Here is a 13082-nt window from a genome sequence, read left to right as displayed (position 1 = left end):
GAATTCCAAGACAACAGAATGAAGACGGAGGCCTCACGGCCTCCGTCGTGTTTTGCGGGAGGGATCTCAGGTGCCGTTGGGCTGACCGAATGACAGCCGCTCGGCCACGACCGCGGCCTGGGTGCGCGAGCCGACGCCGAGCTTGCGCAGGATCGTCGAGACGTGGCCCTTCACGGTCTGCTCGGCGATGTCGAGTTCGCCCGCGATCTGCTTGTTGAGCTTGCCTTCGACGATCATTGCGAGAATGCGCAGCTGCTGCGCCGACAGCGAAGCCATTCTTGCGGCAAGCTCGACGTCGGCGCTCTGGATCGAGCCGCGCCCGCCGACATTGGGCGGCATCCAGATTTCACCGGCGAGTATTTTCGTGATCGCATCCGCCATCTCGGGCAGGCCGAGCGATTTCGGGATGTAGCCGGATGCGCCGTAGGCAATCGCACGGCGGATCGTGGCGGCGTCCTGCCGTGCCGAGATGATCGCCACCGGCACGGTCGGGAACTGCGCCGACAGGATGAACAGCGCGGCAAACCCTTGAATGCCCGGCATGGTCAGATCCCAGAGGATCAGGTCGATCTCGTCGGACTGGGCGGTCAGGACGCCGATCGCCTCGTCCAGCGACTGGCAGGCGATGATGTCGAGATCCGGCAGCACGCTCGACAAGGCGCTCCGCAACGCCGCCTGCACCAGCGGATGATCGTCGCCGATCAGGATGCGCATCGTCAGGAAGTCTCCAGTTTCGTCTCGAACTGCCGGTTCAGGGCTTCGCTGCCGAGGAAGCGCCGCAGAGCGGCCGGCTTGATCGGCTTCGTCAGGATCTCGCAGCCGCGCGCCCTTGCCTCCTCGCGCACGGCCTCGCTGCGATCGGCTGTGACGATCAGCGCACGGACGTCGCGCCCCGACTTCTGCCTGAGATCGTCGAGAAAGTCCAAGCCGCTGCGACCATCGTCGAGGTGGTAATCGAGCAGCACGAGGTGCGGTGGATGGGCCGCGGCCGCCGCCATCGCTCCATCGGCGTCCGTGGCGACAAGCACATGGTGCCCCCACCCACCGAGCAATGCCGTCAAGCCGTCGAGAATGGCCGCCTCATTGTCGAGGCACAGGATCGTCAGCGTGCGCTCCGCGACCGCGGGCGGCGCATCTGCCACCTTGCGCTGAAGCGGCGTTCCCGCTCCGCGCGCCAGCGGCACCGTGACGGCGAAGCACGAGCCGTGTCCGGGCCGCGATCGGACGTCGACGGGATGGCCCAGGAGCCGCGAGATACGATCCACGATCGCAAGACCGAGACCCAGGCCCTTCTCCGATCCGGGGGTCAGACGCTGGAACTCCTCGAAGATCCGCGTCCGATCCTCCGCCGCGATCCCGACGCCGGTGTCCCAGACCTCGATGCGCAGATCGCCGCCGCGCCGCCGGCAGCCGAGCAGGATGCGTCCCCTGGGCGTGTAGCGGAGCGCGTTCGACAACAGGTTCTGCAAGATGCGACGCAGGAGATGCGGATCGCTGCGCACGGCGACACGACAATCGACGACGTTGAGGACGAGCCCGCGTTCGTGCGCCATCGCGGAGAACTCGACGTTCAACTGCACGAGCAGATCCGCGATCGGAAAATCAAACGCTTCGGCGCGAACGGCGCCGGCATCGTAGGAGGAGATGTCGAGCAGCCTGTCCAGCACGTGCTCGGTCGAGCGCAGCGCCGTGATCGCGCTGCTCGCCAGGTTGCGCTCCTTGTCGACGTCGCCGGATCGCGATGCGGCATGCAGGCTTTCGTCGAGCGCGGACAGGAACAGCCGGGCCGCATTCAGCGGTTGCAGCAGATCGTGGCTGGCCGCCGCCAGGAAGCGGGTCTTGCCGAGATTGGCCTGCTCGGCTTCCGCCTTCGCCAGCTCGAGCGCCTCGGTCCGCTCCCGGACGCGCAGCTCGAGCCCCTCGTTGGCCCGGCGCAGGGCTTCCGCGGCGCGATGACGCTCGGTGACGTCGGTGTAGGTCGATACGTAGCCGCCCTCGGCGACGCGATCATAGACGATCTCGAGCACCGTGCCGTCCGGCCGCTTGCGCTCGTACAGATACGGCCAGCTCTGGGTGGCGACGTCACGATTGACAAGGAGCGCGGCGAATTCGGACGCGGCATATTCGCCGCGCTCGACGTTGAAGGCAATGAGATCCGCCAGCGGAAGACCGACGCGCACGAAATCCGGCGGCAGGTCCAGGAGCGCGATGAAACGGCCGTTCCAGGCCGTGATGTTGAAATCGGCATCGAAGGCGCAAATGCCCTGCGGCACGCTTTCGAGCGTGCTCTGCAAAAGGTTGCGGTTGAAGCGCAGCGCCTCCGAGGCTTCGTCGAGCATCGCCATCGCCGCCCGCCGCGACAGCGAGTGCCCCTCCAGGGATGCGGCGATCACCACGCGCGCCGATGCAGCACCGATGGCACCGGCAAGCAGATTCTCCGTGAAGCGGATCGAGTCGAGATCGACGAGCCCCGACGGATCGAGGCGCGGCCCGGTGCCGGCGCTACGCGCCGCGAGATAGTTGTCGAAGGCCGCTGCGCCGCGCTGCGCGCCGACAAAACGCAACGCCAGCGCGCGGAGATCGTCGAGCCGGACCACCACGCGGGAGGACAGCGTCGGGATCTTTTCGCGGATGACGCCATCGGCGAATGCGGCCGCCTGGTTGCGCTCGACGGTCGACTGCCGCCCCAACGCCGAGATCATCAGGAAGCAGACGAGATTGGCGCCGAGGCTCCAGAGCGTGGCGTGCGAGATCGGATCGATCCCTTCGAGACCCAGCAATGCGTTCGGCTTGAGCCAGGCGAGCTTCCACGGCCCCTGGCGGACGATCTCCTCGATCGCCGGCCAGAGCGGCGCGGCCGAGGGAAGCAGCAGCGTATAGGCCCAGATGGAAAAGCCGACCGCGATTCCGATCGAGGCACCGGCCTTGTTGGCCCGCGGCCAGAACAGCCCTCCGACGAACGCCGGACCGAATTGCGCGACCGCGACGAACGACAGGAGTCCGATCAAGGTCAGCGGATAGGACTGATTGACCAGGCGGTGCATCAGATAGGCGAGCAGCAGGATGCCAACAATCGAGAGCCGGCGCACCGCCACCAGCACCGAGGTCATCGGCCGGCTCTGCGCACGCAGGCCGAAGACGCGCGAGCGCAACAGCAGCGGCATGATGACGTCGTTGCAGAGCATGGTGCTGAGCGCGACCGACGTCATGATCACCATGCCGGTGGCGGCCGAGAGCCCGCCCAGGAACGCGATCAGGCTGATGGTGCCCGCATCCGCCGCGATCGGCAGCGAGATGACGTAAGTGTCGGGGTCCATCATCGCGCCGAACCTCGCAAGCCCTGCCGCGGCGATCGGCAGGATCAGCAGGCTGAACAGCGCAAGGTAACTCGGGTAGAGCCATGCCGCTGTGCGCGTGTGCGCCGGCGCCTCGTTCTCGACGACGGCGACATGGAAGGCCTGCGGCAGACACAGGAAAGCGATGCCCGAGATGACGATCGTCGCAGGCCACACCGGCTGCGTCGGATCGAAGCTGAGGATCCCCGCCAGTTGCGGCTCCGATTGAAACTGCGACAGCAGGGCGGCGGGACCGCAAGACAGGCCGAACAGCACGAACAGCGCGACGATCAGGAATGCGAGCAGCTTGACGACGCTCTCGAAGGCGATCGCGAGCATCAGGCCGCGATGATGCTCGCTGGCATGGACATGCCGGACGCCGAACACGATCGCGAACAGCGCCATCGACGCGGCGACGCCGAAGGCGGAGTCCTGCCAGAATCGCAGTGCTTCGCCTCCGGCGCGCTCGGGCTGGAGGATCAGATAGTCAAAGCTCTTGCCGACAGCCTTGAGTTGAAGCGCGATATAGGGAAGCACGCCGAGCAGCGATGCCAGCGTCACGAAGGCCGCCAGCGCCTGGCTCTTGCCGTAGCGCGCGGCGATGAAGTCGGCGATCGAGGTGACGTTCTGCGCCTTCGCGATCGCGATCACCTTCGACAGGAGCCGTTGGCCGAACAGCAGCACCAGGGTCGGGCCGATATAGATCGTGGCAAAGTCCAGCCCGCTGGTGGCGGCCCGTCCGACCGATCCGTAGAAGCTCCAGGAGGTGTTGTAGACCGCAAGCGTCAGGCAATAGCTGATCGCGGCCACCCAGGAGTTTGGCGACACCAGCGGTCCACCGGCGCTCCGCCGATCGCCCCACCAGGCCACCAGGAACAACGTGGTCACATAGCCCGCAGCGACCGCAAGAACGAACCACGCCTGCAAGACATCCTCACCCGAGATCGTCTGATCGGCCGGCGATGAGCGGGGCCGGATCGCGGGCGGATACTATAGCGTTTTCAATCGCATGGAAGGCTATTTCGCTCCGAAGAAGCGGCGGCCGGAGGATCGTCGGCCGCCGCTTGAGGGTCACTTCAGGCCGCCTCGCGGGACAGCCGCTCCTGCGGCACGCGCTTGACCGCCAGGTTGACCACGACGGCAACCACGATGTTCAGCGCGAGCGCCAGGACGCCGGTGTAGATCGCGACTTTGCCGGCGCCGAAGTCGATGCTGTGCAGCGGCTTCAGCCCGTCCGACCAGGCGAGCCATGAGCCGCCTGCAAGGCCGACGGCCCAGCCGGCCAGAAGCGCCGTGCTCGAGAACCAGTTCAGATAGAGGCCGAACACCAGCGCCGGCAGCGTCTGGAGGATCCAGAGCCCTCCGAGCAGTTGCAGGTCGAGCGCGAACTGCGTCGGCATCAGGAGAATGGCGAGCAGCGCGCCGACCTTCACCAGCATGGAGGTGATCTTGGCGACCTTCGCCTCACCCGCCGGCGTCACCTTCGGATCGACCCACACCTTCCAGAAGTTGCGGGTGAACAGGTTGGCGGCGCCGATGCTCATGACGGCCGCCGGCACCAGCGCGCCGATCGCGATCGCGGCGAAGGCAAAGCCCGCGAACCAGCTCGGGAACAGGGTCTTGAACAGCTCAGGCACGACGTCGTTGTTGCTCGCGAGCTTCAACCCGGCCGCATGGCCCATGTAGCCCAGCAGCGCGAGGAGACCGAGCAGCAGCGTGTAGGCCGGCAGCAGCATCGCATTCTTGCGGATGGTCTTGCCGCCTGACGACGCGAAGATGCCGGTCAGCGTGTGCGGATACATGAAGGCCGCGAGCGCCGAGCCGAGCGCCAGCGACGCATAGGGCACGATCTGCGCGGGCGACAGCAGGATACCGCCCGAGCCCTTTGCGGCAAAAGCCGCATCCGCCGCGGTGAAGATCGCGCCATAGCCGCCGAGCTTGGAGGGCACGATCGCGATCGCAGCGATCACCACGATGTAGATCATGATGTCCTTGACGAAGGCGATCAGCGCCGGCGCGCGCAGCCCCGACGAGTAGGTGTAGAGCGCGAGCACCAGGAAGGCGAGAACGAGCGGCACCTCGCCGTGAAGCCCGAGCGCCTTGATCGCGACCTCCATGCCGATGAGCTGGAGCGCGATATAGGGCATTGTCGCCAGCACGCCCGTCGCCGCAACCGCGAGCTCGAGGCCGCGCGAGCCGTAGGCACCGCGCACCACGTCGCCGGCGGTGACATAGCCGCGCTCCTTGGCGACCTTCCAGAGCACCGGCATCACCGCGAACACGAAGGGATAGACGATGATGGTGTAGGGCAGCGCGAAGAAGCCGTAGGCGCCGACCGCATAGACCAGCGCGGGAACCGCGATCACGGTGTAGGCGGTGTAGAAATCGCCGCCGACCAGGAACCAGGTGATCCAGGTCCCGAACTTGCGGCCGCCCAGGCCCCACTCGTCGAGATGAGCGAGCGTTTCCGGCTTGCGCCAGCGCGAAGCGACGAAACCCATGCCGGTAACGAGAACGAAGAGAGCGATGAATACGGCGAACGCCGCGCTATCGACATCAGTCAGCACGGCGCACGCTCCTGTAGACGATGTAGGTGAGTAGAGAGGTCAGCGGCACCCAGGCGAGCTGATACCAATAGAAGAACGGGAAGCCGAATAGATGGGGCTCCCAGACATTGTAGAACGGCACGATCATCAGGCCGATGAACGGCAACAACAGCAACAGGCGTACCACGCGCTCTCCTCCCCTGTGAGTGAAGTCGACGCGCCTTTTCGTGGACGCGCCTTGAGCGCGGTATAGCTGACAACGAGGGACGGCCCCTCCCCCTACCTTGGCTCGGCCCGACCCCCATACTTTCGTACTGGCGCAGCGGCCCCACATCTGCGCAGCAGCGTTGCAGGCTGCCGCGCGTCCGGGACACGAGACCCACGATGACGAACGCACAGGGTGCGTGAACGCGTCCGCCTGCTACCGCCTGCGCTCGGCCGCCGCCGGCTTCGGCGGTTCGGGCGGCGGGGCGGGTTGCGATGAGTTGCTGGCGCCGAACAGCACGCGGGTCGGGTTGCGGTCGAAATTGTTCACGGCGCGGCTGATGTCGCCGAGGGTGCGGCGGCCGTCGGCCATCAGCGCGCCGGAGCGCTTGTCGAAATCCTCGGCGAGTTCGCGGATCGACTTCACCGCCTGAAACAGCTCGCCGCCATCCTTGCCGCCCGCCAGCGTGTTGAGGCCGAGCATGAGATTGTCGGCCTTGAGCATGACGCCGTCGACCTTGGCCATCACGCCGTCGATCTTCTCGGAGTTGCGGGCGAGCGAGTTGGTGAAGGTCTCCAGATTCTTCAGCGAGTTCTTCACCGTTTCCTGATTGTCGGCGACGATCTTGTTGATGTTCTGCAGCGTGGCGCGGATCGCCTCGGTGACGTCCTGGAGCTTGTTGGGGTCGGCGGTCAGCGTCGGGATGCCGTCCTGGTCGAGCGGCGGCGGTGCCGCGGCCTCGTCGCCGCCCTTGAGCGAGATTGCGGCGACGCCCGTGAGGCCCTGGAATTCGAGGCCGACCAGGGTGTCCTTGCGGATCGGGGCGTTGTTCTCGATCATGGCGAGTGCGACAACCCGCCGCGGGTTGTCCAGCTTCACCGAGACCACCTCGCCCACCCGGATACCGTTGAAGTTGACGCTGCCGCCGTTGCGCAGGCCCGCTGCGGGCCCCTCGAACACGACGCGCAGGGGGCTGCGCTGCTTGGTGGTGTGCAGCGACTGAAACCACAGCACGAAGCCGATCGCCGCGGCGATCACCGCCAGCGTGAACGAGCCGATCAATACGTAATTCGCCCGCGTTTCCATCAGGTGCTCCGGCTACGACCCAGCTCTCAACCCAGCCACTTAACCCATGACCGCGCGGGCGCGCTTGCCATGGAAATATTGCCTCAGCCAGGGATGCTGCGAGGCCTGCATGTCGGCGATCGACCCTGCCGCAATGATCTTACCGTTCCCTAAAACGGCGATGCGGTCACACGCTGTGTAAAGGCTGTCGAGATCGTGGGTTACCATGAAAACCGTCAGTCCCAAAGTGCGCTGGAGGGTCCGGACCAGCTCGTCGAAATCGCCGGCGCCGATCGGGTCGAGGCCCGACGTCGGCTCGTCCAGGAACACGAGATCGGGATCGAGTGACAGCGCGCGGGCGAGCGCCACGCGCTTGATCATGCCGCCGGAGAGCTCGGACGGGAAACGCTCGGCGACTTCGGGCTTGAGCCCGACCATGGTCAGCTTGGCCATGGTGATCTCATCCATCAGCCGCTGCGAGACGCGCAAGTATTCGCGCATCGGAAACTGGATGTTCTGCCGCACCGTCAGCGAGGAGAACAGCGCGCCCTGCTGAAACAGCACGCCCCAGCGCCGCTCCACGTTGCGCCGCTGCGACGTGCTGGAGGAATCGAGGTCGACGCCGAACACTTCGATGCTGCCCGCGACCTTCGGCACCAGACCGATGATGGTCCGCGTCAAAACGGACTTGCCCGCGCCCGAGGGGCCGACAAATCCCAAAATCTCGCCGCGCTTGACGTCGAGGTTGAGCCCGTCGAGCACACGTGTTGCGCCGAACTGGACGGTGATGTCACGGACGCGGATGATGGGGTTTTGAATTTCGCCTGCCATCGTCACATCCCGATCGAGGCGAAGAAGATGGCGAACACGCCGTCCATGACGATGACGAAGAAGATGCCCTTCACGACCGACGCCGTGGTGTGCTGTCCCAGCGATTCCGCGCTGCCCTGCACGGCGAGCCCTTCGACGCAGGCGACGATGCCGATCACGGCGGCCATCACCGGCGCCTTGACGATGCCGACGATGAAATGATCGATCGAGATGGCGTCGCGCAGGCGCAACAGGAAGGCCTCCGGCTGCACGCCACCATAGAGCCAGGCAACCAGACCGCCGCCATAGAGCGCGGCCATCGCGCCGAGGAAGGCAAGGATCGGCAGCGCCAGCACCAGCGCCATCATGCGCGGCAGCACCAGGACCTCGATCGGATCGAAGCCCATGGTACGCAGCGCGTCGATCTCCTCGCGCATCTTCATCGAGCCGAGCTCGGCGGTGTAGGCGCTGCCGGAGCGGCCCGCGACCATGATCGCGACCAGGAGCACGCCGATCTCGCGCAGCACCAACACGCCGAGCATGTCGACGACGAAGATGTCGGCGCCGAAGCGGCGGAAATGGAAGATGCCCTGTTGCGCGATGATGCAGCCGATCAGGAAGGTGATCAGCACGATGATCGGCACCGCGCGCCAGCAGACCTGCTCCATGTGATGCACCGTCGAGGTCAGGCGGAACGAGCGCGGATGGATCAGGACGCGAAAGCCCGCAGCGAGCACCGCGCCGAGCATGTCGACGAGGCCTGCCACCGTGCCGGCGAGGCCGGCCACCGCCCGGCCGATCTGCTCCAGCATGCCGGTGATGGTGATGGGGCTGCGGTCGATCACGGGGGTCGCCCGCACCCGCCGCACCTCGTCGACCAGGCTCGAATAATTCGCGGAGAGCCCGGCGATCTGCGGCTCGACCGCGCCCGTGGTCAGGCTGCGGCGCAGCCGCTCGATCAGCCAGGCTCCGAACGTGTCGAGCTTGGCGATCTCGGACACGTCGATGAAGATGCTTTGCGGACTGCCGCCGAGCTTCTCGGCGTCGGCCACCATCCGTTCCAGGACCGGCGCAAAGCTCGCGGTCCAGGTTCCGGTGGCGCGGAGTGCCAGCGCGTTGCCCTTCGCAATCCGCTCCAGCTTCGGATCGCTACTCAAGACGTCCGCTCCCGTGCCGGGGCGGAGAAAATCAGATGGTTGCGCACGCGCCCTTACCCAGAGAAGGTATCCCCAAGTGGTTAATGTTAGTTGCTAGAGGTAACTAGCAGGTTCAGATTTCGCCAGAGTTCAAAATGACTTCCAGCAAACTTGTGGCTCTGGCGGCGCGAATCGAGCGCTTCCCGATCGCCGGCAGCTTTACCATCAGCCGGGGGGCGAAAACCGAGGCCGTGACGGTCGTCGCGGAGGTCAGCCGCGGCGGCCTGACCGGCCGCGGCGAGTGCGTGCCCTATCCCCGTTACGGCGAGACGCCCGAGGCGACGCTCGCCGCCATCCAGGCCATGCAGGGGGCCGTAGCGGGCGGGCTGACGCGGCAGGCCCTCCAGGCCGCCATGCCGCCCGGTGCGGCCCGCAATGCCCTTGATTGCGCCCTGATCGACCTGGAGGCCAAGGCGGCCGGCCTGCGCGCCTGGAACCTGCTGGATCGCCCCGTGCCGGGCGAGCGCACCACGGCCTACACGATCTCGTTAGGTGCCCCCGAGGCCATGGCCGCCGCGACCGCCAAAGCGGCGCACCGGCCGCTGCTCAAGATCAAGCTCGGCGGCGACGGCGATCCCCAACGCATCGCCGCCGTGCGCAGGGCCGCCCCCGAATCCCAGCTGATCGTCGATGCCAATGAAGCGTGGACCGAAGCCAATCTGGAGCACAACCTCGCCGCCTGCGCCGCCGCCGGCGTCACCCTGGTGGAGCAGCCGCTGCCATCAGGCAAGGACGAGGCGCTGGCGCGGATCAAGCGGCCGCTCGCGGTCTGCGCCGACGAGAGCGTGCATGACCGCTCCTCGCTGGCACCGCTGCGCGAACGCTACGACGCCGTGAACATCAAGCTCGACAAGACCGGCGGTCTCACCGAGGCGCTGGCCATGGCCGATGCCGCGCAGGCGCTCGGCTTCGAGATCATGATCGGCTGCATGGTCGCGACCTCGTTGTCGATGGCCCCCGCCATGCTGGTGACGCCGCAGGCGCGCTTCGTCGATCTCGACGGCCCGCTTCTGCTCGCGCGCGACCGCGACCACGGCCTGCGTTATGACGGCAGCCTGGTCTATCCGCCGGACGCCTCGCTCTGGGGATGAGCCGAGAATCGGTGCCGCGCCGACCAGATCACCAGCGCGCCGGCCGCGGCCATCGCCGCCATGACGTAGTACAGGCCATCGCCGATGCGGGCGTAGATCGCGCCTGACGCGATCGAGGTCGCAGCGCCCAAGAGCCCGTTGCAGGCGGCATAATAGCCCTGCCCCCGCGCGATCTGATGCGGGGGCACGCGCTGCACCAGCAGATTCATGGTGCCGACGATGGTCATGCCGAAGGTGAGGCCGTGGCCGAGCTGCACGATCGCGAGCAGCGCGAGCGGCGGCTCGTTGGCGGTGACGGTCCAGCGCAGCACGGCGGCCAGGCCCCCGATCGCCATCATGGTGGAGGGATGCAGCGAGAAGCGCGGCGACAGCGCGAACACGACGATCTCGGCGATCACGCCCAGTGTCCACAGGCCCGCGATGGTCAGCCCGCTGATGCCATGGAGCTGCCAGTTGATGGCCGAGAAGGTGTAATAGGCGACGTGGCTGCCCTGGATCAGCGCGGCCGAGGCGATGATGGCCCAGAAGCCGGCATCGCGCAGCAGCGCCGTGTTGGCGCGCGCTTCGGCGCTCTTGCGCCTGATGTCGTCGAGCGGCTGAAGCAACAGGCTGGCAAGGATCGCAACGACCGCCCAGGCCACGATGACCCAGATCAGATCGCGCGCCGCGATGACGTCGACGAGATAGCCGCAGGCGAGCGAACCCGCGGCGAAGGCCGCCGAGCCCCACAGCCGCAAGGGCCCGTAGTCGAGCCCATAACGGGCAACGCCGCGCAGCGCATAGGCATCGGTCAGCGGCATCGTCGGCGTCCACAGCACGCAGGTCAGCGCATAGATCAGGAACAGCGCCAGCGGCTGCTGTTGTAGTCCAACCGCTGTGAAGCCGATCGCGGTCGCCAGCACCGACACCATCATGGCGGCGCGAATGGCCCGTCGCTTTTCGGCAAACGCCGTGACCTGCGGCAGCGTGGTGAAGCGCGTGATCGCCGGCAGCGCGTTGATGAGACCGATCCAGGCCGCGTCCACGCCGATCGCCTTCAGCCAGACCGGAAAGAACGGCAGATGCGTGCCCGAAACCGCGAAGACCGCCGAATAGAACAGCGCGAGGCTCACGGCAAATCGCCGCTTCTTCGCTGCCGCGATGGGGATTTGTGATTCGGGCTGCATCAAACCAATTGCGATTCGGTCGATATCGTGGTGATCGTTACAGTAACGCGCACTGATTTGCGCGACGAGATTGTCATGGCCAACGAAGCATTCGCCCTCTCGCCCATGTCTGCCCGCGCGGCCGAGCCGAACGAGCAGGATTACGACGCGATCCGCGAAGCCTTCATGGAGACCGCGCGCGGCCGCTGGTTCCTCGGCGAATATGCCAAGCGCAACCGCAATGCGGACACCCGCATGGTGCTGGACGCGGTCGCGAAAATCGAAGAAACCCTTGCGGCACAGCGGCAACCCGTTGTCGAGGACCGCCTGCCGGAGGCGCTGGTCGAGATCCGCCGCGCCATCCGCGAGGCCGAGACGATCGCAATCGCGGCATTCGATCCCGCCGCGATCGAGGCGAGCCTCGCGCCGATCCCGCGCGGGGTTCGCATCATCAAGGAGATCTCCTGGCGCTGGCGCGAGATCGGCGCCGACGGGCGAATCTGCGACCTCATTGATTCGCAGCTCGCCTCGATCGAGGCCGCCTGCGGACAGATTTCGACCCTCGACCCTCGCGCCGAGCTCAAGGCTGCGTTCGATCTGCTGAGGGAGCGGATCGAGCAGACCGAGGGCGGCGCAGCGTCGCAGGCAGAGCATCCCTCGCCGGCGCCGGTGCAGTCAGCGCCCTCCGCCGTGGCGGAAGCTGCGCCTGCGCAAGCCGCGCCCGCCGCGATGGCGAGCGAAGCTCCCGTGGCCTTTACGGAGGCGCTGCAGGACGTCGCGGCCGCTGGCGAGGCCGAAGCAGCGCTTGAGAAAGCCGGCAGCGCGGAAGCATTCGCAGTGGCCGAGCAGGCCATGGATGCGACCATCGCGCCGGACATCGCTGGAAGCGAGCGAGCGCCGGACGAGGTCGCGGTTGAAGACGTCGCTCTTGAAGGGCCCGCCGCGGTCCTGGAGGTCACGGACGAGTTCTCGCTCGACGCCGCCGCGGAAGCCGAGGACGAAGCCATCCTCGAGGCCATCGCGCTGGAGATGGCGGCGCCCGATCCTCAGTTCGACGAGATCATCGAGCCGGTCGAGATTGCCCCGGTAAAGCCGGAACCAATGCCCTCGGATGTCGCAGCGCCCATTGCCTCCGAGCTTCCGGAGCCGATCGCAACTCAGCGGGTCGTCGCAGCCGTCGCGGAAGAGCCTGCAGCGGACGCACCGATCGCGATGGACTCGCTCGCGCGCCTCACCGACGCCATCGCGGAAGCCGCCGCCGAAGTGATGGAGCAGCAGGCCCCAGCCATGGCGGCGACGGCAACGTTCGCCGCAGGGCCGACCGCGACGCTGCCGATGCCCTCGCCCCTGCCCACGTCTTCGCCCGAGCCCTCGCTCGGCGCCACCATCCTCGCCAGCGGCATCTTGCAAAAGCCCCGCGCGCCGGCCAACGATCCCCTCGCCCCGATCCGCCGCATGACCCAGGCTGAGAAGATCGCGTTCTTCTCGTAAGAGACTACGCTCTCTCCACACCGTCATTGCGAGCGCAGCGAAGCAAATCCAGACTGCCGCCGCGGAAAGATTCTGGATTGCTCACATGGGGATTTGGTGTGTCAAGGCGGTTTGTTCAGCTCTTTGTTCGATTGCAGGCCAGCTCTTCGTCCCGACCGTGGAGCACGTAGGATGGCGCGCGCAGATCGAGTCAAGGTC

At 66.6% G+C, this 13082-nt stretch carries 10 protein-coding genes; 2 read left to right on the top strand and 8 right to left on the bottom strand.

From position 1 onward, the window contains the following. Nucleotides 1-66: 66 nt before the first annotated feature. From EAV90_RS25760 to EAV90_RS25730, 7 genes are all read right to left on the bottom strand, one after another. Complete coding sequence (locus EAV90_RS25760) at nucleotides 67-720, bottom strand: response regulator (protein ID WP_122406561.1); 654 nt, start codon at nucleotides 718-720, stop codon at nucleotides 67-69. Continuing rightward, entirely contained in the window at nucleotides 717-4262 is a 3546-nt protein-coding gene (locus tag EAV90_RS25755) for a hybrid sensor histidine kinase/response regulator (protein ID WP_162500204.1), read from the bottom strand. The genes EAV90_RS25760 and EAV90_RS25755 overlap by 4 nt, the downstream gene beginning before the upstream one ends. Nucleotides 4263-4411: 149 nt before the next feature. Beyond that, on the bottom strand, nucleotides 4412-5902 hold the full coding sequence (mctP, locus tag EAV90_RS25750; protein WP_129145031.1) for a monocarboxylate uptake permease MctP: 1491 nt from the start codon (nucleotides 5900-5902) through the stop codon (nucleotides 4412-4414). Then, entirely contained in the window at nucleotides 5892-6068 is a 177-nt protein-coding gene (locus tag EAV90_RS25745; protein WP_129145030.1) for a DUF3311 domain-containing protein, read from the bottom strand. Before EAV90_RS25745 ends, mctP begins: the two co-directional genes overlap by 11 nt. 234 nt (nucleotides 6069-6302) lie before the next feature. Then, the gene (locus EAV90_RS25740; RefSeq protein WP_122402383.1) at nucleotides 6303-7172 is read right to left on the bottom strand and encodes an MlaD family protein; all 870 of its coding nucleotides are present in this window, start codon (nucleotides 7170-7172) and stop codon (nucleotides 6303-6305) included. A 39-nt stretch (nucleotides 7173-7211) separates the two neighbouring features. Then, nucleotides 7212-7982, bottom strand: coding sequence for an ABC transporter ATP-binding protein (locus EAV90_RS25735; protein ID WP_162500203.1), 771 nt, complete (start codon nucleotides 7980-7982; stop codon nucleotides 7212-7214). Between the two features lie 2 nt (nucleotides 7983-7984). Continuing rightward, on the bottom strand, nucleotides 7985-9118 hold the full coding sequence (locus EAV90_RS25730) for an MlaE family ABC transporter permease (RefSeq protein WP_122402382.1): 1134 nt from the start codon (nucleotides 9116-9118) through the stop codon (nucleotides 7985-7987). A gap of 134 nt (nucleotides 9119-9252) precedes the next feature. On the opposite strand from EAV90_RS25730, the gene dgcA reads away from it, so the two are divergent. Beyond that, nucleotides 9253-10248, top strand: a complete 996-nt coding sequence (gene dgcA, locus EAV90_RS25725; RefSeq protein WP_122402381.1) for an N-acetyl-D-Glu racemase DgcA — start codon at nucleotides 9253-9255, stop codon at nucleotides 10246-10248. On the opposite strand, the gene EAV90_RS25720 is transcribed toward dgcA, so the two are convergent. Continuing rightward, complete coding sequence (locus EAV90_RS25720) at nucleotides 10218-11414, bottom strand: MFS transporter (RefSeq protein ID WP_122402380.1); 1197 nt, start codon at nucleotides 11412-11414, stop codon at nucleotides 10218-10220. The two genes, dgcA and EAV90_RS25720, sit on opposite strands and share 31 nt — an antisense overlap. Before the next feature lie 75 nt (nucleotides 11415-11489). Here EAV90_RS25720 and EAV90_RS25715 point away from each other — a divergent pair, with 75 nt between their 5' ends. After that, nucleotides 11490-12884, top strand: coding sequence for a hypothetical protein (locus tag EAV90_RS25715; protein WP_162500202.1), 1395 nt, complete (start codon nucleotides 11490-11492; stop codon nucleotides 12882-12884). Nucleotides 12885-13082 lie beyond the last annotated feature (198 nt).

Origin of the sequence: Bradyrhizobium vignae (genome assembly GCF_004114425.1) — a bacterium.
Taxonomy (GTDB): Bacteria; Pseudomonadota; Alphaproteobacteria; order Rhizobiales; family Xanthobacteraceae; genus Bradyrhizobium; species Bradyrhizobium vignae.
This window is presented reverse-complemented; position numbering and strand designations above follow the sequence as displayed.

Excerpts from the sequence above, each read along its gene's own strand:
- EAV90_RS25720 (WP_122402380.1), bottom strand. The coding sequence starts at position 11,414 with ATGCAGCCCGAATCACAAATCCCCATCGCGGCAGCGAAGAAGCGGCGA.
- dgcA (WP_122402381.1), top strand. The coding sequence starts at position 9,253 with ATGACTTCCAGCAAACTTGTGGCTCTGGCGGCGCGAATCGAGCGCTTC.
- EAV90_RS25735 (WP_162500203.1), bottom strand. The coding sequence starts at position 7,982 with ATGGCAGGCGAAATTCAAAACCCCATCATCCGCGTCCGTGACATCACC.
- EAV90_RS25715 (WP_162500202.1), top strand. The coding sequence starts at position 11,490 with ATGGCCAACGAAGCATTCGCCCTCTCGCCCATGTCTGCCCGCGCGGCC.
- EAV90_RS25740 (WP_122402383.1), bottom strand. The coding sequence starts at position 7,172 with ATGGAAACGCGGGCGAATTACGTATTGATCGGCTCGTTCACGCTGGCG.